The sequence below is a fragment of the Pseudomonas sp. NPDC089395 genome, from assembly GCF_044749525.1.
Taxonomy (GTDB): Bacteria; Pseudomonadota; Gammaproteobacteria; order Pseudomonadales; family Pseudomonadaceae; genus Aquipseudomonas.
The window spans coordinates 209456-230451 of record NZ_JBIVID010000009.1 but is presented as its reverse complement, the minus strand read 5'-3'; the positions used below and the strand labels follow the sequence as shown (position 1 = coordinate 230451).

Here is a 20996-nt window from a genome sequence, read left to right as displayed (position 1 = left end):
AAAGCGTCGCGTAGATGCCGTCAAGCTGTCGGACTGATAGAATCGCCGCCGGTTCACACGAGGTTAATCCATGCACGACACCCACAACGAGCGCATGAGTGGCAGCGAAACCCGCGCCGCTGGCGGCCTGGCCCTGGTCTTTGCCTTTCGTATGCTGGGCATGTTCATGGTCTTGCCGGTGCTGGCCACCTACGGCATGGACCTGGCCGGCGCCACCCCTGCGCTGATCGGCCTGGCCATTGGTGCTTACGGCCTGACCCAGGCGGTCCTGCAGATCCCGTTCGGGATGATTTCCGACCGCATCGGCCGTCGCCCGGTGATCTACCTGGGGTTGGTGATCTTCGCCCTGGGCAGCGTGCTGGCGGCCCAGGCCGATTCCATCTGGGGGGTGATCGCCGGGCGTATCCTGCAGGGCGCCGGGGCGATTTCTGCCGCGGTGATGGCGCTGCTTTCCGATCTCACCCGCGAGCAGCACCGAACCAAGGCCATGGCCATGATCGGCATGAGCATCGGCCTGTCGTTCGCGGTGGCGATGGTGGTCGGCCCATTGTTGACTCGCGCCTTTGGCTTGTCAGGTTTGTTCCTGGCCACGGCAGGACTTGCCCTGGTCGGCATGGCCCTGATCGCCTTCGTCGTGCCCAACACCCACAGCACCTTGCAGCACCGCGAATCGGGCGTGGCGCGCCAGGCCCTTGGCCCGACCCTGCGCCATCCGGACCTTCTGCGCCTGGACGTGGGTATCTTCGTGCTCCACGCGATCCTCATGGCCAGCTTCGTCGCACTGCCACTGGCGCTCGTCGAGCGCGGCGGCCTGCCGAAGGAGGAGCACTGGTGGGTATACCTGACTGCGCTGTTCGTCTCATTTTTTGCAATGGTCCCGTTCATCATCTACGGCGAGAAAAAGCGCAAGATGAAACGTGTGTTGGCCGGTGCGGTCAGTGTGCTGCTACTCACGGAGATATACTTCTGGGAGTGGGCTGACGGTTTGCGCGGACTGGTGATTGGCACCGTGGTATTCTTTACCGCATTCAACCTGCTGGAGGCATCGTTGCCTTCGCTGGTGAGCAAGGTGTCACCTGCTGGTGGCAAGGGGACGGCGATGGGGGTGTACTCCACCAGCCAGTTCCTCGGTGCTGCGTTAGGTGGAATCCTCGGTGGCTGGCTGTTCCAGCATGGCGGACTGAGCACAGTGTTCCTCGGTTGCGCGGTGTTGTGTGCCATCTGGCTGATCGTGGCCTTGCGCATGAACGAGCCGCCCTATGTGACCAGCCTGCGCATGCCGCTGACGCCTGAAGCAGTCCGGGAAGCTGGGCTGACCGAACGCCTGATGGCTGTGCCGGGTGTGACCGACGCTGTGGTGGTGGCAGAAGAGGCCGCCATCTATATCAAACTGGATACGAAAATTTTGGACCGTGCGACCCTCGAGCGTCTGGTGAACCCAGCCTCTTCGGCGTGCGAAGCCTAGGAGAACGTTATGGCCCGTGGGGTTAACAAAGTCATTCTGGTCGGCACCTGTGGCCAGGATCCCGAAGTCCGCTACCTGCCCAACGGTAACGCCGTGACCAACCTGAGCCTGGCTACCAGCGAGCAGTGGACCGACAAGCAGTCGGGCCAGAAGGTCGAGCGTACCGAGTGGCACCGTGTGTCGCTGTTCGGCAAGGTTGCCGAAATTGCCGGCGAATACCTGCGCAAGGGTTCGCAGGTGTACATCGAAGGCAAGCTGCAGACCCGCGAGTGGGAAAAAGACGGCATCAAGCGCTACACCACTGAAATCATCGTCGACATGCAGGGCACCATGCAGCTGCTCGGCGGCCGTCCGCAGAACCAGCAAGGTGGCGGCGACCAATACAACCAGGGTGGTGGTAACAACTACAACCAGGGCGGCCAGCAGCAACAGTACAACCAGGCGCCTCAGCGCCAGCAGGCCCCGCGCCCGCAACAGGCCCAGCAGCGCCCAGCGCCGCAGCAGCCTGCGCCACAGCCAGCGGCTGACTTCGACAGCTTCGATGACGATATTCCGTTCTGACCAGAGCGGTAGGGCGTCACGCTAGAGCAAAAACCCAGGGCATTGGCCCTGGGTTTTTTTATGCGAGTGAATCGTCACGGTGGGAGTGGCAGTCAGGCATCGCCATCCAGCGCTGCCTGGGCAAACTCCGCATCCAGCTCCGGCGTTGCGCCGCTGATGCCGATGCCGCCGATATGCCGGCCCTTCGCATCCATGATTGGCAGGCCGCCACCCAACAGGGTGAAGCCTGGGAGAGCCGCATAGGGGTTTGCTGGAAGTGCGGCACTTCGTTCTGCGAGCGAGCCGGAGGAAAGCGGGAAGCGGGCCGAGGTCGAGGCCTTGAGCTGCGCGACCTTGATGCTGCCGCTACTGGTGCCGTCCATGCGGTGGAAGTGTTTGAGGTTGCCATGGTTGTCGACGATGCTGATGACGATGGCATGGCCCTGGGCGCGGGCAGCGCGCTCGGCGGCGGCGGCCATTGTGCGGGCGGCTTCGGCGGTGATGGGGGAGGGAGCGTCGGCTTGTGAGGTTGCTGCCAATAACAGCGAGCACATGAAAAGACTGGCACGGATGTGGTTCGAGTTCATGCGAGCATTACCCCTGAGGACTGTTCGGTCGGGCAACCTAGCAGGCGGTTGTCGCTCAAGGATGTAGTCCTTTTCCGAAAATGATGCCCGGTAGGTGTGTTGTCGCTGCTGGCCCTATCGCCGGCAAGCCGGCTCCCACAGGTGCTCCACTGCACTTGAGATCAGTGGGCTACCTGTGGGAGCTGGCTTGCCAGCGATAGGGCCCTTGAGGTCAGTGGAACCGGTTCTTGGCCATCTCGATATCATTCATTAACGCCTTGGCCAAGGCACTCAGGTAGTCTGCTGCACCGAGCAACTTGTGGTCATCCTCCATGTCGCCCTCGCGCACAAGGTGCTTGATATAGCCCAGCAGTATCGAAACCTGCTCATAGGCATCATCGATCGGAATGCCCGGCTGTACCCGCAGCAGATCAATAGGTGGGTTACCGACATCGAGGAACGTCTCCACGCCGGCGGTGGTGAGGACTTTGGTTTCATCCGCCATCTCGTCACCTCTGGGCCTGTTGGCCATAAAGTCGAGCGTGCACATGCTCCACCAACGCAAACGCGATCTCGCTGGCATGCATGGCATTGCCCAGCATGCTCAGGCCGTGTTCGCCTGCGCGGGAGCAGCAGTGTTCGTCGAGGGTTTCGATGACGCCGCGTAGTAGCTCGCTGGCGTGGACCAGGGCGTCGGGCGGGTACATGTCGGATTGAACGGTGAAGAATGGGGTGATGATAGGTTTACGGCGGGGAGGATCGGGGACGATCTTCTTCATGATGTAATTCCTATTTTTTCAAAATGGGAACTACCACTTGAATCTTTCTCACGGATTGGGTGGTAGCCGTACGTGGAGTGAGAAAACCGAGGAAAAAAAGGCAAAAACCCGGCCAGGCAGAAGCCTGCCCACGTACGGCCACCATAAAGGTGCTGCTATTTTTTTTCGGTCGGGTTTCTCACACCCGGTCGCCGAAGCGACCCGAGAACGTTATCCGTGAGGCATTTCCCCGACAACAGCGAAACTTCAGCAGCGGCCGTAGGATAATTCCCAAAGACGCAAATCCTGAAGCATTTGGTTTCAGGTTCAGAAATATCTTACGGCTGATCGCTGGCGGGGCATGCAGGTGCTCGCCATGAAAGATTTAGCGCCTATGAGATCGAGCGCCGCCCGCGCGGCGCATCGCGGATAAATCCGCTCCTACATTTGTTGCAACGTGCCTATGTCTGATGGGGCATGGTTGCCAGCCTTGTTGGCACGGCGAGATTTTTCGGCTGGCGCTGCCGGCGCCCCTGCAATTTCAAGACATGCACCAAGGCTAACAACCATGGCCTGACAGGAATGGCACGTTGCAACAAATGTAGGAGCGGATTTATCCGCGATGCGCCGCGCGGGCGGCGCTCGATTTGCGCACCACCACAAGACCCAAGACAGGCACTTAACTCGATTTGCGCACCACCCTAAGACCCAAGACATGCCCAACACCCCACACCCCTGACCCAAGTCATCGCACCTTTGCGTTTCTTGACTAGTCTTACCTATTGGCGGCCATCAAAAAGCCGCCACCGTGACTACGCAAGAGACGCCGGCCATGTTCCGTGCGTCCACACACCTGATCAGGAGTGCACGATGGACCTCAACCGTCGGCAGTTCTTCAAGGTCGCCGCCGTCGGCCTTGGAGGCTCGAGCCTGGCAGCGTTGGGCATGGCCCCGACGCCTGCGTTCGCCGAGCAGGTGCGTCACTTCAAGCTGGCGCACACCAAAGAAACCCGCAACACCTGTCCTTACTGCTCGGTCGGCTGCGGCCTGATCATGTACAGCCAGGGCGATGCGGGCAAAAACGTCAAACAGAACATCATCCACATCGAAGGCGATGCCGACCACCCGGTCAACCGCGGCACCCTGTGCCCGAAAGGCGCCGGCCTGCTCGACTTTATCCACAGCCCCAGCCGCCTGCAGTACCCCGAGGTACGCAAGCCAGGGAGCAAGGAATGGGTACGGGTCGAATGGGACGAAGCGCTCGATCGCATCGCCGACCTGATGAAGCAGGACCGTGACGCCAACTTTATCGAGAAGAACGCCCAGGGGCAGACGGTCAACCGCTGGCTTACCACCGGTTTCCTCGCTGCCTCCGCCGCCTCCAGCGAGGCAGGCTACCTGACCCACAAGGTCATCCGCGCAACAGGCATGCTGGGGTTCGATAACCAGGCTCGTGTCTGACATGGCCCGACGGTGGCAAGTCTTGCCCCGACGTATGGCCGTGGCGCCATGACCAACCACTGGTCCGATATCGCCAACGCGAATCTGGTCCTGGTGATGGGTGGCAACGCAGCAGAAGCGCATCCATGCGGCTTCAAGTGGGTGACCGAGGCCAAGGCGCACAACAAGGCGCGGCTGATCGTGGTCGACCCGCGGTTTACCCGTACCGCTTCGGTGGCGGACTACTACGCGCCGATCCGTACCGGTACCGACATCGCCTTCATGGGCGGGCTGATCAATTACCTGTTGAGCAACGACAAGATCCAGCACGAGTACGTGCGCAACTACACCGACGTGTCGTTCATCGTCAAAGAGAACTATGGCTTCGAGGACGGGCTGTTCAGCGGCTACGACGAGGCCAAGCGCGTGTATGCCGACAAGTCGGGCTGGGGCTACGAGCTGGGCGAGGACGGTTTCGCCAAGGTCGACCCGACCCTGCAGCACCCGCGCTGCGTGTTCCAGTTGATGAAGCAGCATTACAGCCGCTACACCCCGGAAATCGCCAGCATGACCTGCGGCATGCCGCAGGACGCCATGCTCAAGATCTGGGAAGAGATCGCCACCTGCTCGGTACCGGGCAAGACCATGACGATCCTCTATGCACTGGGCTGGACGCAGCACTCGATTGGCGCGCAGATCATCCGCAGTGCGGCGATGGTCCAGTTGCTGCTGGGCAACGTCGGCATGCCAGGTGGTGGCGTCAACGCCTTGCGCGGGCACTCCAACATCCAGGGCCTGACCGACCTGGGCCTGTTGTCGAACTCGTTGCCGGGTTACCTGACCTTGGCCGGCGATGCCGAGCAGGACTACGCCACCTACATCGACAAGCGCGCCTCCAAACCCCTGCGCCCGGGGCAACTGTCCTACTGGCAGAACTACGGCAAGTTCCACGTCAGCCTGATGAAGGCCTGGTACGGCGCCAATGCCACGGCGGAAAACAACTGGGGCTACGACTGGCTGCCCAAGCTCGACGTGCCGGCCTACGACGTGCTGCGCATGTTCGAGATGATGAGCCAGGGCAAGGTCAACGGCTACATGTGCCAAGGCTTCAACCCGATCGCCGCGCTGCCGGACAAGAACCGCGTCACCGCAGCACTGGGCAAGCTCAAGTGGCTGGTGATCATGGACCCGCTGGCCACCGAGACTTCGGAGTTCTGGCGCAACGCCGGGAAGTTCAACGATGTCGACACGGCCAACATCCAGACCGAGGTGTTCCGCCTGCCCACCACCTGCTTTGCCGAGGAGGACGGTTCGCTGGTCAACAGCAGCCGCTGGCTGCAGTGGCACTGGAAGGGCGCCGATGGCCCGGGTGAAACCCGCACCGATGTGCAGATCATGAGCGAGCTGTTCCTGCGCCTGCGCCACCGTTACCAGACCGAGGGTGGCGCCTACCCGGATGCCATGATGAACATCCACTGGCCGTACAAGATTCCTGAAGAGCCTTCCCCGGAAGAGCTGGCCAAGGAGATGAACGGCTGGGCGGTAGCCGATGTCACCGACCCGACTGGCGCGGTCATCAAGGCAGGGCAGCAGCTGGCGGGCTTCGGCCAACTCAAGGACGACGGCAGCACCGCGTCGGGTTGCTGGATCTTCGCCGGCAGTTGGACCGAGCAGGGCAACCAGATGGCGCGCCGTGACAACAGCGACCCGTTCGGCATGCACCAGGTGCAGAACTGGGCCTGGGCCTGGCCGGCCAACCGGCGCATCCTCTACAACCGTGCCTCCAGCGACCCGCAAGGCAAGCCATGGGACCCGGAGAAGAAGCGCCTGGTGTGGTGGAACGGCAAGGCCTGGACTGGCACCGACGTGCCCGACTTCAAGGTCGACTCGCCGCCCGAGGCCGGGATGAACCCGTTCATCATGAACCCCGAGGGCGTGGCGCGCTTCTTTGCCATCGACAAGATGGCCGAAGGCCCGTTCCCCGAGCATTACGAGCCGTTCGAGACGCCCATCGGCATCAACCCGTTGCATCCGCAGAACAAGAAGGCCACCAGCAACCCGGCCGGGCGGATCTTCGATTCGGTGTGGGACACCCTCGGCACCCACGACGAGTTCCCCTATGCGGCGACCACGTACCGGCTGACCGAGCACTTCCACTTCTGGAGCAAGCACTGCCCCCTCAACGCAATCATCCAGCCCGAGCAGTTCGTCGAGATCGGCGAGGTACTGGCCAACGAGAAAGGCATCAAGGCTGGCGACCGGGTGCGGGTGTCGAGCAAGCGCGGGCATATCGAGGCGGTGGCGGTGGTGACCAAGCGGATTCGTCCGCTGCAGGTCAACAACCAGACCGTGCACCAGATCGGCATTCCCCTGCACTGGGGCTTCACCGGTGCGACGCGGCACGGCTACCTGACCAACACCCTGGTGCCATTCCTGGGTGATGGCAACACGCAGACGCCGGAGTCCAAGTCGTTCCTCGTCAAAGTGGAGAAAATCTGATGGCCAGCCAAGACATCATCGCCCGCTCGGCCACCACCACCGTACCGCCTTCGGTACGCCAGCAGCAGGAAGTCGCCAAGCTGATCGACACTACCAAGTGCATTGGCTGCAAGGCCTGCCAGGTGGCGTGTTCGGAGTGGAACGAACTGCGTGACGAGGTCGGCCACAACCACGGCACCTACGACAACCCCCAGGACCTCACCGCCGAGACCTGGACCTTGATGCGCTTCACCGAGCACGAGCGCGACGACGGCAACCTGGAGTGGCTGATCCGCAAGGATGGCTGCATGCACTGCGCCGACCCCGGTTGCCTGAAGGCCTGCCCGAGCCCGGGGGCGATCATCAAGCACGCCAACGGCATCGTTGACTTCAACCAGGACCATTGCATCGGCTGTGGGTATTGCATCACCGGCTGCCCGTTCAACATTCCGCGCATCTCGCAGAAGGACCACAAGGCGTACAAGTGCACCCTGTGTTCCGACCGCGTGAGCGTGGGCCTGGAGCCGGCCTGCGTGAAAACCTGCCCGACCGGGGCGATCGTCTTCGGCAGCAAGGACGAAATGAAAGTGCATGCCGCCGAGCGCATCGTCGACCTCAAGTCGCGGGGCTTCGACAACGCCGGGCTGTACGACCCGGACGGCGTCGGCGGGACCCACGTCATGTATGTGCTGCACCACGCCGATACGCCCAGGCTGTATGCAGGCCTGCCGGACCAACCCGTGATCAGCCCGCTGGTGGGCCTGTGGAAAGGCTTTACCAAGCCGCTGGCGCTGTTGGCCATGGGCGCTGCGGTACTGGCCGGATTCTTCCACTACGTGCGGATCGGCCCACAACGGGTCGAGGAGGATGAACACCCCACGCCGCCGGACGACAGCGTGCATCAGGTGGACCCGGCGGTCCATGTCTATGACCCCAATCGGCCCGGCGGGCAAGGGGAGCAGCGGCCATGAACGACAAGAAGCCAATACTGCGGTACACCGCCAACGAGCGGACCAACCACTGGGTCGTCGCCATCCTGTTCATCCTCGCCGGGCTGTCCGGGCTGGCGCTGTTCCACCCCGCGCTGTTCTGGCTCAGCCATCTGTTCGGTGGCGGCCCCTGGACGCGCATCCTGCACCCGTTCCTCGGTGTGGCGATGTTCGTATTCTTCCTTGGCTTGGTGTTTCGCTTCTGGCGCGCCAACTTCATCACCGCCAACGACCGCCTGTGGTTGCGCCGCATCGACCGGGTGATGGTGAACCGGGAAGACGGCGTTCCCCCCATCGGCAAGTACAACGCCGGGCAGAAGTTGCTGTTCTGGACCCTGCTCGCGTGCATGCTGGTGCTGCTGATCAGCGGCGTGGTGATCTGGCGCGCGTACTTCAGCCTCTACTTCGAAATCGGCGTCATTCGCCTGGCCACCTTGCTCCATGCCCTGGCGGCGTTCGTGCTGATCCTCAGCATCATCGTGCACATCTACGCCGGCATCTGGATCAAGGGCTCGATCGGCGCCATGCTGCATGGCTGGGTCAGCCGCGCCTGGGCGCGCAAGCACCATGAGTTGTGGTACCGCGAAGTGACGGACGACAAGCCGCCACACCCGCACGGACGTAAAGAAGGATGAACGCTTGAGCACGATACTCGAACCCGGGCAGATCGAAGCGTCGGCCGTGATGCCGCCGTTTCTGCATCTGCCGCCCGCCAACCTGTTCGAACTGCGCGCCGCCCGCCTGGAGCATCTGGCCGAGGGCAATGCGCTGGGCCGGTACCTGAAGCTGGTCGCGCGCCTGTGCCGTGTCCAGCAGCAGCTTGTGGATAACCCGCCCGGTGCCTTGCCGGTGGCCGAGGAGCGCCAGCGCCTGTGCATAAGTCATGGGCTGCCGCCGCTGGCTGCCGACAGCCTGGTGCGTGAGGGGCCGTGGCTGGTCTGGTTGCAGGCATTGCTCGCACACTTCGAAGCTGAAACCAGCGGCCCGCTGGGCGAGGCGCTGCACCTGCTGCGAGGGAGTGACGACAGCCAGCGCAAGGGTTGGGGTATCGCCTTGCTCGCTGGTCAATATGATGCGGTGCCGGCAGGGCTGGTGCCGTTCATTGGCGCCGCCTTGCAAGCGGCCTGGTCCAGTTGGCTGCTGGCGCTGCCTGCGCCTGAACTGAAGCCTGCCGACAGCCTGGCCCAGTGCCCCGCCTGTGGGTCGCCGGCGATGGCCGGGGTGGTGCGCAACCGCGGCAAGCACAACGGTTTGCGGTACCTGGCCTGTTCACTGTGTGCCTGTGAATGGCATGTGGTGCGGGTCAAGTGTGTGTATTGCGAGTCGAGCAAGGATTTGCGCTACACCAGCCTGGAGGATGATCGCCATGCGCCAGGCAAGGCGCCGTTGCAGGCCGAGTGCTGTCCGGGGTGCAATAGCTACCTGAAGCAGAATTATCTGGAGAACGATGCCGCAGCCGAGCCGCTGGCCGATGACCTCGCCAGTCTGGCGCTGGATATTCGGCTGGACGAGGAGGGCTTCCATCGCCTGGCACCGAACCTGATGCTCGCACCGGGTGGTGGGTGAGTGTCTACACTGCAAGATCGAGTCGCCCCTTTCGCGGGACAAGCCCGCTCCCACAGGTATGCAGCTGATTTCGGACTCAGCGGGGTACCTGTGGGAGCGGGCTTGTCCCGCGAAAGGGCCCGAACAGACAACAGACCAGTCCAAGGTAGTAACTGATGTCTCCAAGCCCCGCCAGCGACACCCCACGCCTGCCGTCCATCGACACCCTCCTGCGCCACCCGGCCTGCCTCCCGCTGATCGACCGCCACGGCCGCGACGCCGTCCTGGCCACCCTGCGCCAGCTGCTCGATGACCTGCGCGATCCTGCTCGCCATGGCCAACTCAGCGCCGCCGAACTGGCCGCCGAAGTCTTGCTGGGCCGCACCGGCGAACGTCTGGCCGTGCAGCAACGCAGCCAGGTCCGTCGCGTGTTCAACCTCACCGGCACCGTGCTGCACACCAACCTCGGCCGCGCCCTGCTGCCGGAAGAGGCCGTCGAAGCCATGCAGACCGCCGCGCGTTACCCGCTCAACCTCGAATTCGACCTGGCCACCGGCAAGCGCGGCGACCGTGACGACCTCATCGAAGGCCTGATCCGCGAGCTCACCGGCGCCGAGGCCGTTACCGTGGTCAACAACAACGCCGCCGCCGTGCTGCTGGCGCTCAACAGCCTCGGCGCACGCAAGGAGGGCATCATTTCCCGTGGCGAACTGATCGAGATCGGCGGCGCCTTCCGCATCCCCGACATCATGGCCCGCGCCGGGGTGAAGCTGCACGAGATCGGCACCACCAACCGCACCCACGCCCGCGATTACGAAGCGGCCATCGGCCCGCGTACCGGCTTGCTGATGCGCGTGCATTGCAGCAACTACAGCATCCAGGGCTTCACCACCCAGGTGCCTACCGCCGAGCTGGCACGCATCGCTCACCAGCATGAACTGCCACTGCTCGAAGACCTCGGCAGCGGCAGCCTGCTCGACCTGACGCGCTGGGGCCTGCCCGCCGAGCCGACAGTGCGCCAGGCCCTGGCTGACGGCGCCGACATCGTCACCTTCAGCGGCGACAAACTGCTGGGCGGCCCGCAAGCCGGCATCATCGTCGGCCGCAAGGAACTGATCGCCAAGATCAAGAAAAACCCGCTCAAGCGCGCCCTGCGCGTCGACAAGATCACCCTCGCTGCACTTGAAGCGGTGCTGGCGCTATACCGCAACCCCGACCGCCTGGCCGAGCGCCTGCCGAGCCTGCGCCTGCTTACCCGCAGCCAGGCCGACATCCAGGCCCAGGCCGAGCGCCTGGCCCCTGAACTCAAAGCCCGCCTCGGCGAGCAATGGGCGGTCAGCGTGGAGCCCGCGCTGGGCATGATCGGCAGCGGCAGCCAGCCGGTGGCGCGCTTGCCGAGCGCTGCCCTGTGCCTGCGCCCGCAGGTGTCGAAGAAACTGCGCGGGCGCAGCCTGCATGTGCTCGAGCGTGCCCTGCGCGACTTGCCCGTGCCGGTGCTCGGGCGCATCGATGACGATGCCTTGTGGCTTGACCTGCGCCAGCTCGACGACGAAGCCCAGTGGTTGGCGCAACTGCCCGCCCTGCAACTGGGGCCGGTGCAGTGATCGTTGGTACCGCCGGGCACATCGACCACGGCAAGACCGCGCTGCTTCAGGCCCTGACCGGTCAGCCCGGCGACCAGCGTCAGGAGGAACGCGACCGAGGCATGACCATCGACCTGGGCTACCGTTATGCGTCGCTCGCCGAAGGCGCGCCGTTGACCGGTTTCATCGATGTGCCAGGCCATGAGCGATTTATCCACAACATGCTGGCCGGTGCCCATGGCATCGACCTGGTGCTGCTGGTGGTGGCCGCGGATGACGGTGTGATGCCGCAGACCCGAGAGCACTTGGCGATCCTTGAGCTGTTGGGTATTCCCCAGGCGCTGGTGGCGATCAGCAAATGCGACCGGGTCGAGCCGGCGCGGCTGGCCGAAGTCCAGGTACAAGTCCGCGAACTGCTGACGCCGGGGCCGTATGCCGGGGCGCGGCAGTTTCCGCTGTCGAGCATCACAGGAGAGGGCATCGACTCGCTGCGCCAGGCCTTGCTGGAGGCCGCAGCGCGTGTGCGCCAGCGCAGCGTGCGCGGTGGTTTCCGCCTGGCCGTGGACCGTGCCTTTGCCGTGACTGGCGCAGGTGTCGTGGTGACCGGCACGGCGCTGGCCGGTCGCGTCAGTGCCGGTGACACGCTGTTGCTGGGCAAGGCCGGTAAAGCGGTGCGGGTGCGTGGCCTGCATGCGCAGAACCAGACCGCGCTGGTGGCCGAGGCCGGCCAGCGAGTGGCGCTGAATATCGCCGCCGAACGCCTGGCGGTGGAGCAGGTGCATCGTGGCGACTGGCTGGTGCCCGAGTGGCTGCATGCGCCCAGCGCCCGGGTGGATATCGAAGTGAACCTGCTGCCGAGCGAGACGCGCCTCTTCGAACACTTCAGCGCCGTGCACGTGCACCTCGGCACCCAGGATGTGACGGCGCGGGTGGCGTTGCTTGAAGGCGAATCCCTGGCGGCGGGCCAGCGCATGTTCGCCCAGCTGCTGCTCAACGCGCCGCTGCAAGCGGTGCACGGCGACCGCCTGGTGCTGCGCGATCAGCGCGCACAGCGAACGCTGGGTGGCGGCAAGGTGCTCGACCCGTTTGCGCCAAGCCGCCAGCGTCGCAGTGACGAGCGCCTGCGTCAGTTGCAGGTGCTGCGCGATGCCGAGGACCTCGAACAAGCCCTGCCGGCACTGCTCGCCAGCGCGCCTGGCGGCCTCGATCCGCAGCGCCTGGAGCGCCAGTTCAATCGGCTGCGTGAAACCTGGCATCTGCCGCAGGACGTGCTGGTGGTGGCCACGCGGCAGGGCCCGGTGCTGTTCGCCAACGGCCAATGGCAAGCGCTCAAGCGGCAAGTTCTGGCGCAGTTGGCCCAGTTCCACGAACAGGAGCCCGACCAGCTCGGCCCGGACCGTGACCGGTTGCGCCGCTTTGCGGCCTTGCCGCTGGAGCGCCCGGTGTTCGTCAGCCTGCTGGATGAGCTGCTCAATGACGGTACGGTCGCCAGTAGCGGGCCGTGGCTGCACTTGCCCGATCACCAGGTACAGCTGAGCGAGGCCGACAACGCCTTGTGGGCAAGCCTGCTGCCGAAGTTGCTGGAGGGGCGCTACGATCCGCCCTGGGTCAGGACGTTGGCCACTGGAGAAAAGTGTGCCGAGGCTGAAGTGCGACTCTTGCTGCGCAAGCTGGCGCGGTTGGGGCTGGTGCACCAGGTGGTGCGCGACCTGTTCTATCCCGAGGCGACGCTAAAGCGCATGGCAGAGCTGCTGCTCGCGCAAGCCAGCGAAACGCCGATAGTGCAGGTGGCCGCGTTTCGCGATATGTTGGGCATCGGTCGCAAGCGCAGTGTGCAGATTCTCGAATACTTCGACCGCATCGGCCTGACCCGCAGGGTTGCCGATCAGCGTCACATCCGTGCCGACAGCGCCCTGGCCCAGCAGCAAGCCAGGCACTGAGTTCAAGGAAGGCAATCGCGCCCGGTGGCGCGGCCGGGCTTCAAACCCGGTTGGGGACGGCAGCCGTTCCCGGGCAGGTTCGACTCCCGCTGCCTTCCGCCAATCGTTATGTCTGTAGTGGCCCTATCGCCGGCTTGCCGGCGATGAGGCCCGAGCCGTCACCCATCAGGCCCGCTCCCCACACAGATCCAGCGCAAACCACTGCTCCGCCGCCTCGACATCCAACCCCGCCCCCAGCAGCCCGAACAACTTGCCCAGCGCCGCCTCACGGGTCATCCCGCCGCCACTGACCAACCCCGCAGCACGCAGTCGATTGCCTGCCGCATAGGTATCGAACACCACCGACCCTTGCGGGCACTGGCTGATGGCAACCAGCATCACCCCACGCTGACGCGCCGCACGCAGCACATCAAGCAGCGCCTGATCGTCCGACGGCCCGGTACCACTGCCATAGCACTCCAGCACCAGCCCTTGCACACCCGTGTCCAGCACGCCGCGCAAATGCTCGGCTTGCAGACCGGGATACACCGGCATCACGGCAAGACTCACCGGCTGGCGCTGCTGACGATAACCCAAGGCCTCAGGCACCTCGCTCGCCCTCGAACCTTCACGATGGCGCGGTAGCGCGGCAAAGGCGTCGAACGCTTCACTGCGCAACTTCGAGGCGCGGCAGCCATGCAGCAGCTGCCCGTGGAAGTACAGCTGCACGCCATCCTCCAGGCCTTGTTCGAACTGGCGCAGGGCCCCGCACAGGTTATCCCAGGCATCGCTGCCCGGCGCCCCGGCCGGCAGCATCGAGCCGGTCAGCAGCACCGGCACCGGCAGGCCCAGCAGCAGGAACGACAGTGCCGCGGCGCTGTAGGCCAGGCTGTCGGTGCCATGCAGCACCAGTACGCCGTCATGCCCCGCATCCACCGCCGTGACGATGGCATCGCGCATGGCCAGCCAGTTGTGCTGCTGCATGTTGGCGCTGTCCAGCAGCGGGTTCAGTTCCTGCAGCGTCCATTGCACCTGCGGTGCAGCGGTCAGCTGAGCGAAGTGTTCGCGCATGCGCGCTTCAAAACCACCGGCTGGCGCCAGGCCTTCGGCGGTTTCGAGCATGCCGATGGTGCCCCCGGTATAGAGGACGAGGAGATTCTTGACTGCACGCATGGAGAGCATCCGTAGCGGTGAGCGGAGGGGAAGCAGCCGCCCGCGGACGGGGCGGCTGTGCAGGGCAGGATATCAGCGTTGTGGCTGGACTTGGCCGGTGGCGTTGCCCGCGGCGGGTTCAACTTGCGGATTGGCCGGCCAGGCATTGCGGTCCAGGTCCAGGTCGGCGAACTTGGCCGAGTCGAACACAGGTTGCTTGATGCCCGCCTTGCGCTGGTCATCGTAGTCGCGCATGACCCGCAGGCCGACCTTGAACAGCAGGGCCAGGGCAATCAGGTTGACGAAGGCCAGGCAAGTCATGGTGATGTCGGCGAAGGCGAACACGGTCGACAGGTCTTGCATCGAACCCCAGACCACCAGGGCCAGCACCAGGGCGCGGAACACCATCAGCACCGCGCGGTTGCGGCTGAGGAACTGCAGGCTGTTCTCGCCCAGGTAGTAGTTGTAGAGGATGCAGGTGAAGACGAACAGCGACAGCGCCACGCTGACGAATACGCGGCCCCAGTCACCGACCACGGCGGCCAGCGAGTTCTGGGTCAGGACGATGCCATCGCCCTCGAAGCCTGGGGTGTAGAAGCCCGACAGCAGGATCAGCAGCGCGGTGCAGGTGCAGATCACGAAGGTGTCGAGGAACACACTGAAGGCCTGGACCACACCCTGTGCACCGGGGTGCTTCACGGCGGCTACGGCGGCGACGTTGGGCGCACTGCCCAGGCCCGCTTCGTTGGCGAACACGCCACGCTTCACGCCCATGACGATGGCGCTGCCGAGCAGGCCGCCGAATGCAGGGTCCAGGCCGAAGGCGCTCTTGAAGATGGTTTCCAGCATGGCCGGTACGTGTTCGATCTGGGTGCCGATCACGTACAGGGTCACGCCGATGTAGGCCAGGGTCTTGACCGGTACCAGCAGGTCCGACACGGCGGCGATGCGCTTGATGCCGCCGAGGAAGGTAATGGCCAGCAGCACTGCGAGGACGATGCCGGTGTGGCTTGGGTCGAAGGCAAAGGCGTTTTGCAGCGAGTGAGTCACGGTGTACGACTGCAGGCCGATGAAGGCGAAGCCGTAGGTGACCAGCAGCAGGATCGAGAACACCACCGCCATGCCTTTGTACTTCAGGCCGTGCTGGATGTAGTAGGCCGGGCCGCCACGGTACAGGCCATCGCCGTCGGCGCGCTTGTAGACCTGGGCCAGGGTGCACTCGAAGAAGCTGCTGGCCATGCCCACCAGGGCCGTGACCCACATCCAGAACACCGCGCCTGGGCCGCCCAGGGTCACGGCGATGCCGACACCGGCGATGTTACCGGCGCCCACGCGACCCGCGAGGCTCAGCATCAGGGCCTGGAAGGAGCTCAGCTGGCCTGCCTGGCCACGCAGCGATTCCTTGAACACGGTGAACATGTGGCCGAAGTGGCGAAACTGAACGAACCGCGAGCGGATGGTGAAGTAACCGCCGAGACCGACGATCAGCACGATGAGGAGTTTCCCCGAAAGGAAATCGTTGAGTGCTTCGAGCATTGGAAAATGACCTCGATTCTTATTCTTTGCATGGAAAGACCAGCGGACGGCAGGCGCACCGCTATTCGTTGGGGGCATGGTTGGCCATGACAAGAGTGGTTACAATTTCGCGGCTTGCTCTGACTTGATGCGACTTGATGCTAAAATGGCGTCATTCGCGTCACCTGGAACCTGCTCATGAGCGATCATTTCGCTACCAACCTCAAACTGGCTTGCAGCCATTACCGCTCTATTTCCGAAGTTTGCCGCCAGCTGTCGATCAACCGCGCGCAGTTCAACAAGTACCTGAGCGGGCAAAGCCGCCCGACGGCGTTCAACCTCAAGCGCATCGGCGACTTCTTCGGTGTCGAGGATTACGAGCTGAACCTGCCGGCCGAGCAGTTCGCCCGGCTGATCGGCGCCCGGGTATCCGCGGTGGCCGATCAGCCCAGCGACCCGATCAGCGAACTGTTCCGGCCGTTGCACGAACACGCCGGCAATCTGTCGCGCTACTGCGGTTACTACTTCGAATATTCCAACTGCATGTCGGTACCCGGCACGATCCTGGTGTCGCTGGTACACCTGTGGGAAGAACGCGGCCGCTTCCTGTTCGAGCGGCAGGAGCGCCAGGAACGTTCCAGCGCGACCGAGCAGCACGCTGAGGTGCGCTGCCGCTATCTGGGCGCGGCGTTCCAGCTGCAAGACCGGGTATTCCTGATCGACTACGAGTCGCTGACCTTGAACGAGATGAGCCAGACCATCCTCATTCCCAGCTTCAAGAGCCGCATCACCCGCTTGAATGGGCTCAAGACCGGCGTCTCCAGCGGTGACCGGCGCAATCCGGCCTGTACCCGTGTGGTGTGGGAGTACCTGGGCGAGGAAATCAACCGCATCAATGCCTACCGGCAGGTAAAGCTGTACCAGCCGGAAGATCCGCGGATCGATGACGATGTGCGTGAGCGGTTGAGTGTGGGGCCGTTGCGCAACAGTCTGTTCGAGATCGAATAACGGTATTGCCTGTGCCGGCGATAGGGCCACGAAAATCTCGCGATGGTTCAAAGCTGGCGTAGCCATCCACCTACGGGATGACTGCTGTCGAGCAGCAGCCTCAACGCCATCAGGCAGCACACTGTGATCAGCAGCGGCTTGACCAGCCGCGGGCCAAAGTAGAGGGCGCTACGAGCGCCGAGTTGGGCGCCGATGGTCGCGCACAAGGCCATTGCCAGTGCCAATGGCCAGATGATGGAGCCACCGTAGGCAAACACCGACAGGGCTCCCAGGTTGCAGGACGCATTGAGCAGCTTGCTGCTGCAGATAGCCTGCATGAGGTGCTGCCCCAGCAGCAAAATAAGGGCGAGCATGAAGAACGAACCAACACCGGGGCCGAAAATGCCATCGTAAAAACCGATGATCGGAGCGACTGCCATGCAGAACAGGGCAAGCGACACTCTGGCTTTGCGTACCTGCTCGTTCAGCTTCGGGCTGAAGGCGAAGTAAAGCGCTACCAGAATCAGCAGTATCGGTATGCACGCCTGGAGTACCGTTCTGGGCACGAAGCTGACCGACAAGGCTCCGGCAGCCCCGCCGAGGAATGACATGGCCGCCATGGGCATGCCCTGTCTCCAATCGATCATCCCTTTTCGCGCGAACGCGGCCGTGGCGGATACGGTGGCCGAGGCGGCTTGGAACTTGTTGGTGGCGATCGCAGCCAGGGGTTCGATACCGGCCACAAACAAAACCGGCAGGGTGATCAGACCGCCGCCTCCGGCAATGGCATCGAGGAAACCTGCTGCCAGCGCAACCAGAGCGAGTGTAAGGATCAGCGTCCAGTCAAGTTCGAGCATTGTGCGTCCTCCTCTCAGCCACGGACCAGCAAAGGGTCTTCGGCAAGCACCAAAGGCGTCGCGAAGGGCGAATAGCCGAACTGACGAACCAGCAGGCGCCGGTTGTCCCGTACTCTGTCGCGGCCGTGTAAGGCCCGGCTGTTGTTGATCAGCAGCGCGCAAGCAGGTTGCAGAATGAAGGTGAGTGGCTGGGTGTCGTTGACTGCCTGTTGAAAGTTGTCGAACGCTCGGCTAGCAGCACTGCTTGCATGATCGTTGAGGGAGAAACGGTAGCTGTTGTAGCGCAGCGAGAAGCCGCCGTTGGCTTCGAACTGCAGCATCGAGATGGCCTTGCCAGCCGACCCGTATCCATCGGCGAAGCATTCACTGCGTGTGAAGTCGAACGAGGCCGACGTAAGTGCCAGTACATCGAGGTAGTTCAGGCGTTCGAGGATGTCCTGTACTGGAAATACGTAGGTAGGTTCTTCTGCCGGGTTCCAGCGTGCAGTGAGGATCAGGGCGGAAGGTGCCGGAGAGTGGCCCGTGTGGGCGAGGGTCGAGCAGTTGTAAGGCGCTTCAGTGGGTGGTCCCAGGCGCAAACCGGCATGCGAGCTGGTTTCGACTTCAGCGCCAGCGATTTCCTCGGGCTTCGGTACGCAGCCGCCGCCTTTGAAGTTGCCGACCAGGCGCACCTGCCTACCTTCGTTGTCGATGTCGAAGGCAAAAGCACGATGCCGCACCAGTTCGAGCAACAACGGGTTGCGCGATGCCAGGTATTGGCAATGATGATTGCCCGCCAGTGCGGGAAGTTCGGGCAACCGCTCAGGGACTGGGTCATCGTCGCAGCCCTGCATCTGCGTAAACAGCAGTGCGCAAAGCCGGCCTTCGGCAAAGTGTTCCAGAATGGCTTGCTGCTCCACGCTCAGCATGCGCTTGAGGCGTTCGGCTAAGCTTCTGGCCTGAATCGTTGCTCCCTTTGCTTCAGGGCCACCCGATCGAGTGATGGCCTGGCTGGCGCTGGTCAAGGCTTGGCGCTGTTCCGGGGTGAAGTTCAGATGTGCGACTTCTGGATGAAACATGCAACATTCCTTGTGTTTGATTGTGTTGTCCCACTGGCTGGAAAGATCGATGTTTTCAACTGGAAGTGGGCGAGTCGCTATTCAATGCGGTCACTTCGGCTCAAGAAAGTCAGCTCGTTCCTTCATCGATGTAGGAACTGTCCCTGGCCCCTGGGTTGGACTTCCCCGCCCGGAAACCGCAAAATGACCCCTTTCCTCCAATCAACCTGTTCGGATCTGCTGACTCTATGCGTATGCGCCTGATGCTGTTGGGTGGTGGCAATGCCCTCGGGCAAGCGCTGATTCGTCTCGGGGCCGAGGAGGGCATCGCATTCCTGGCGCCGCGCCCGCCGGAAGGCGGCTGGGGGCCGGCTAGCCTCACGCAGCTGCTGGACGACAATCGCCCCAATGCCCTGGTCAACCTGGCCTACTATTTCGACTGGTTTCAGGCCGAGTCGGTCAGCGAGCAGCGCCTGGCGCAACAGGAGCGGGCGGTGGAGCGGCTGGCGGAGCTGTGCCAGCACCACCAGATCACCCTGGTCCAGCCTTCCAGCTACCGGGTGTTCGATGGCTCGCGAGCGACCGCCTACAGCGAAAAGGACGAACCGGTACCCTTGGGCCTGCGCGGCCAAGCGTTGTGGCGCATCGAGCAGAGTGTGCGAGCGACCTGCCCGCAGCATGTGCTGTTGCGTTTCGGCTGGTTGCTGGACGAAAGCATCGACGGCGCCCTGGGCCGCTTCCTGACCCGCGCCGAGCAGCCCCAGGAGCTGCTGCTGGCCGATGATCGACGTGGCAACCCGACGCCGGTAGACGATGCTGCGCGGGTCATCCTCTCGGTGCTCAAGCAGCTCGATTGCAACGCGCCGCTGTGGGGCACCTACCATTACGCTGGCAACGAGGCGACCACGCCGCTGGCGCTGGGCCAGGCGATACTCGCCGAGGCCGGGCAGTATCGCCAGCTGGCGGTGCAGGCACCGACCGCCCAGGCCCATGCCGCTCGCCCCGATGCGAGCGAAGAACCGCAGCATGCGGTGCTGGCCTGCAAGAAAATACTTCACACCTTCGGCATCAAGCCGCGTGCCTGGCGCGCCGGTTTGCCGCCCCTACTGGACCGTTTCTACCGCCATGGCTGATGCCCCCATCCTGATCACCGGCGGTGCCGGCTTCATTGGCTCCCACCTGTGCGATGCGTTGCTGGACAAAGGCTACGCCGTGCGTGTGCTCGACGACCTCTCCACCGGCAAGCGCGACAATCTGCAGCTGGGTAACCCGCGCCTGGAACTGATCGAAGGAGATGTCGCCGACGCCAAACTGGTCGAGCGCGCGGCGGCAGGCTGCAAGGCTGTCGTCCACCTGGCCGCAGTGGCCTCGGTGCAGGCTTCGGTCGAAGACCCGGTAAAGACCCACCAGAGCAATTTCATCGGTACCCTCAATGTGTGCGAGGCCATGCGCGTGCATGGCGTGCGCCGCGTGCTGTTCGCGTCGAGCGCCGCGGTTTACGGCAACAATGGCGAAGGCCAGTCGATTGCCGAAGACACGCCCAAGGCACCCTTGACCCCGTACGCCGTGGACAAGCTGGCCAGCGAGCAGTACTTGGACTTCTACCGCCGCCAGCATGGCCTGGAGCCGGTGGTGTTCCGCTTCTTCAACATCTTCGGGCCGCGCCAGGACCCTTCCTCGCCCTATTCCGGGGTCATCAGCATCTTCAGCGAGCGGGCGACCCAGGGGTTGCCGATCACCGTATTCGGTGATGGCGAGCAGACGCGCGATTTCCTCTATGTGGGCGACCTGGTGCAAGTGATGGTGCAGGCGCTGGAGCAGCCGCAGGTAGAGGAGGGCGCGGTGAACATCGGCCTGAACCAGGCGACTTCGCTGAACCAGTTGCTCAAGGCGCTGGAGCAGGTCGTGGGCAGCTTGCCGGCGGTGAGCTACGGCCAGGCACGTTCGGGTGACATCCGCCATTCGCGGGCGGACAACCAGCGGTTGCTGGCGCGGTTCGATTTCCCCGAGCCGACGCCGATGGTCGAAGGCTTGGCGCGCCTGCTCGGCAAGGCCTGAGTCAGCAGCGGGCCGCTTCGCGGCCCATCATGGTGGTTCGTTGCCACGAAAAGCCAACGCCCACAGGGCTTGTAGCCGGAAACAAAAAGGGCGGCCAAAGCCGCCCT

Annotated in this window: 18 protein-coding genes and 1 tRNA gene; 12 read left to right on the top strand and 7 right to left on the bottom strand. The window is 63.7% G+C overall.

The window, feature by feature from the left end:
- The first annotated feature begins 70 nt into the window (after nucleotides 1–70).
- Together ACIPZG_RS20185 and ACIPZG_RS20180 are read left to right on the top strand one after the other, a co-directional pair.
- Nucleotides 71–1465 carry an MFS transporter gene (locus ACIPZG_RS20185; RefSeq protein ID WP_008089762.1) on the top strand — a complete coding sequence of 465 codons (1395 nt, stop codon included), beginning with the start codon at nucleotides 71–73 and terminating at the stop codon, nucleotides 1463–1465.
- 9 nt (nucleotides 1466–1474) lie between these two features.
- Nucleotides 1475–2026 carry a single-stranded DNA-binding protein gene (locus ACIPZG_RS20180; protein WP_008089760.1) on the top strand — a complete coding sequence of 184 codons (552 nt, stop codon included), beginning with the start codon at nucleotides 1475–1477 and terminating at the stop codon, nucleotides 2024–2026.
- 92 nt (nucleotides 2027–2118) lie between these two features.
- On the opposite strand, the gene ACIPZG_RS20175 is transcribed toward ACIPZG_RS20180, so the two are convergent.
- The 3 genes from ACIPZG_RS20175 to ACIPZG_RS20165 all read right to left on the bottom strand — a co-directional run bounded on the left by ACIPZG_RS20175 (nucleotide 2119) and on the right by ACIPZG_RS20165 (nucleotide 3350).
- The gene (locus ACIPZG_RS20175; RefSeq protein ID WP_400716385.1) at nucleotides 2119–2592 is read right to left on the bottom strand and encodes a heme-binding protein; all 474 of its coding nucleotides are present in this window, start codon (nucleotides 2590–2592) and stop codon (nucleotides 2119–2121) included.
- 211 nt (nucleotides 2593–2803) lie between these two features.
- A complete protein-coding gene (locus tag ACIPZG_RS20170) occupies nucleotides 2804–3076 on the bottom strand; it encodes a DUF3077 domain-containing protein (RefSeq protein WP_400716383.1) in 273 nt (90 codons plus the stop codon).
- Nucleotides 3077–3080: 4 nt separating this feature from the next.
- Nucleotides 3081–3350 (bottom strand): hypothetical protein, encoded by a 270-nt coding sequence (locus tag ACIPZG_RS20165; RefSeq protein ID WP_400716381.1) that lies wholly within the window; start codon nucleotides 3348–3350, stop codon nucleotides 3081–3083.
- A gap of 849 nt (nucleotides 3351–4199) precedes the next feature.
- Between ACIPZG_RS20165 and fdnG the strand changes: the two genes are divergently transcribed.
- From fdnG to ACIPZG_RS20130, 7 genes are all read left to right on the top strand, one after another.
- Nucleotides 4200–7268, top strand: coding sequence for a formate dehydrogenase-N subunit alpha (gene fdnG / locus ACIPZG_RS20160; protein ID WP_400716379.1), 3069 nt, complete (start codon nucleotides 4200–4202; stop codon nucleotides 7266–7268).
- The gene (fdxH, locus tag ACIPZG_RS20155; RefSeq protein ID WP_400643193.1) at nucleotides 7268–8218 is read left to right on the top strand and encodes a formate dehydrogenase subunit beta; all 951 of its coding nucleotides are present in this window, start codon (nucleotides 7268–7270) and stop codon (nucleotides 8216–8218) included. The genes fdnG and fdxH overlap by 1 nt, the downstream gene beginning before the upstream one ends.
- Nucleotides 8215–8871 (top strand): formate dehydrogenase subunit gamma, encoded by a 657-nt coding sequence (locus tag ACIPZG_RS20150; protein WP_400716377.1) that lies wholly within the window; start codon nucleotides 8215–8217, stop codon nucleotides 8869–8871. The genes fdxH and ACIPZG_RS20150 overlap by 4 nt, the downstream gene beginning before the upstream one ends.
- A gap of 4 nt (nucleotides 8872–8875) precedes the next feature.
- Entirely contained in the window at nucleotides 8876–9802 is a 927-nt protein-coding gene (fdhE, locus tag ACIPZG_RS20145; protein ID WP_400716375.1) for a formate dehydrogenase accessory protein FdhE, read from the top strand.
- Nucleotides 9803–9957: 155 nt separating this feature from the next.
- The gene (gene selA, locus ACIPZG_RS20140) at nucleotides 9958–11385 is read left to right on the top strand and encodes an L-seryl-tRNA(Sec) selenium transferase (protein WP_400716374.1); all 1428 of its coding nucleotides are present in this window, start codon (nucleotides 9958–9960) and stop codon (nucleotides 11383–11385) included.
- Nucleotides 11382–13304, top strand: coding sequence for a selenocysteine-specific translation elongation factor (gene selB, locus ACIPZG_RS20135; protein ID WP_400716372.1), 1923 nt, complete (start codon nucleotides 11382–11384; stop codon nucleotides 13302–13304). The genes selA and selB overlap by 4 nt, the downstream gene beginning before the upstream one ends.
- Before the next feature lie 6 nt (nucleotides 13305–13310).
- Nucleotides 13311–13406, top strand: a tRNA-Sec gene (locus tag ACIPZG_RS20130).
- Between the two features lie 63 nt (nucleotides 13407–13469).
- Here the strand turns inward: ACIPZG_RS20130 and ACIPZG_RS20125 are convergent.
- On the bottom strand, nucleotides 13470–14456 hold the full coding sequence (locus ACIPZG_RS20125) for an asparaginase (protein ID WP_400716370.1): 987 nt from the start codon (nucleotides 14454–14456) through the stop codon (nucleotides 13470–13472).
- A 72-nt stretch (nucleotides 14457–14528) separates the two neighbouring features.
- A complete protein-coding gene (locus tag ACIPZG_RS20120; RefSeq protein ID WP_400716368.1) occupies nucleotides 14529–15971 on the bottom strand; it encodes an alanine/glycine:cation symporter family protein in 1443 nt (480 codons plus the stop codon).
- 177 nt (nucleotides 15972–16148) lie between these two features.
- Between ACIPZG_RS20120 and ACIPZG_RS20115 the strand changes: the two genes are divergently transcribed.
- Entirely contained in the window at nucleotides 16149–16958 is an 810-nt protein-coding gene (locus ACIPZG_RS20115; RefSeq protein WP_400716366.1) for a helix-turn-helix domain-containing protein, read from the top strand.
- Nucleotides 16959–17005: 47 nt separating this feature from the next.
- On the opposite strand, the gene ACIPZG_RS20110 is transcribed toward ACIPZG_RS20115, so the two are convergent.
- A complete protein-coding gene (locus ACIPZG_RS20110; RefSeq protein ID WP_400716364.1) occupies nucleotides 17006–17794 on the bottom strand; it encodes a TSUP family transporter in 789 nt (262 codons plus the stop codon).
- 14 nt (nucleotides 17795–17808) lie between these two features.
- Complete coding sequence (locus ACIPZG_RS20105; protein ID WP_400716362.1) at nucleotides 17809–18852, bottom strand: hypothetical protein; 1044 nt, start codon at nucleotides 18850–18852, stop codon at nucleotides 17809–17811.
- A gap of 227 nt (nucleotides 18853–19079) precedes the next feature.
- Between ACIPZG_RS20105 and ACIPZG_RS20100 the strand changes: the two genes are divergently transcribed.
- Nucleotides 19080–19964, top strand: a complete 885-nt coding sequence (locus ACIPZG_RS20100) for a sugar nucleotide-binding protein (protein WP_008092333.1) — start codon at nucleotides 19080–19082, stop codon at nucleotides 19962–19964.
- On the top strand, nucleotides 19957–20889 hold the full coding sequence (locus tag ACIPZG_RS20095) for an NAD-dependent epimerase/dehydratase family protein (protein ID WP_400716360.1): 933 nt from the start codon (nucleotides 19957–19959) through the stop codon (nucleotides 20887–20889). The genes ACIPZG_RS20100 and ACIPZG_RS20095 overlap by 8 nt, the downstream gene beginning before the upstream one ends.
- The last annotated feature ends 107 nt before the right edge of the window (nucleotides 20890–20996 follow it).

Coding starts and splice junctions, on each gene's coding strand:
- ACIPZG_RS20150 (WP_400716377.1), top strand. CDS start 8,215: ATGAACGACAAGAAGCCAATACTGCGGTACACCGCCAACGAGCGGACC.
- ACIPZG_RS20125 (WP_400716370.1), bottom strand. CDS start 14,456: ATGCGTGCAGTCAAGAATCTCCTCGTCCTCTATACCGGGGGCACCATC.
- ACIPZG_RS20115 (WP_400716366.1), top strand. CDS start 16,149: ATGAGCGATCATTTCGCTACCAACCTCAAACTGGCTTGCAGCCATTAC.
- ACIPZG_RS20120 (WP_400716368.1), bottom strand. CDS start 15,971: ATGCTCGAAGCACTCAACGATTTCCTTTCGGGGAAACTCCTCATCGTG.
- ACIPZG_RS20175 (WP_400716385.1), bottom strand. CDS start 2,592: ATGAACTCGAACCACATCCGTGCCAGTCTTTTCATGTGCTCGCTGTTA.
- ACIPZG_RS20105 (WP_400716362.1), bottom strand. CDS start 18,852: ATGTTTCATCCAGAAGTCGCACATCTGAACTTCACCCCGGAACAGCGC.
- ACIPZG_RS20100 (WP_008092333.1), top strand. CDS start 19,080: ATGCGTATGCGCCTGATGCTGTTGGGTGGTGGCAATGCCCTCGGGCAA.
- selA (WP_400716374.1), top strand. CDS start 9,958: ATGTCTCCAAGCCCCGCCAGCGACACCCCACGCCTGCCGTCCATCGAC.
- ACIPZG_RS20095 (WP_400716360.1), top strand. CDS start 19,957: ATGGCTGATGCCCCCATCCTGATCACCGGCGGTGCCGGCTTCATTGGC.
- ACIPZG_RS20110 (WP_400716364.1), bottom strand. CDS start 17,794: ATGCTCGAACTTGACTGGACGCTGATCCTTACACTCGCTCTGGTTGCG.
- ACIPZG_RS20180 (WP_008089760.1), top strand. CDS start 1,475: ATGGCCCGTGGGGTTAACAAAGTCATTCTGGTCGGCACCTGTGGCCAG.
- ACIPZG_RS20170 (WP_400716383.1), bottom strand. CDS start 3,076: ATGGCGGATGAAACCAAAGTCCTCACCACCGCCGGCGTGGAGACGTTC.
- fdxH (WP_400643193.1), top strand. CDS start 7,268: ATGGCCAGCCAAGACATCATCGCCCGCTCGGCCACCACCACCGTACCG.
- ACIPZG_RS20165 (WP_400716381.1), bottom strand. CDS start 3,350: ATGAAGAAGATCGTCCCCGATCCTCCCCGCCGTAAACCTATCATCACC.
- ACIPZG_RS20185 (WP_008089762.1), top strand. CDS start 71: ATGCACGACACCCACAACGAGCGCATGAGTGGCAGCGAAACCCGCGCC.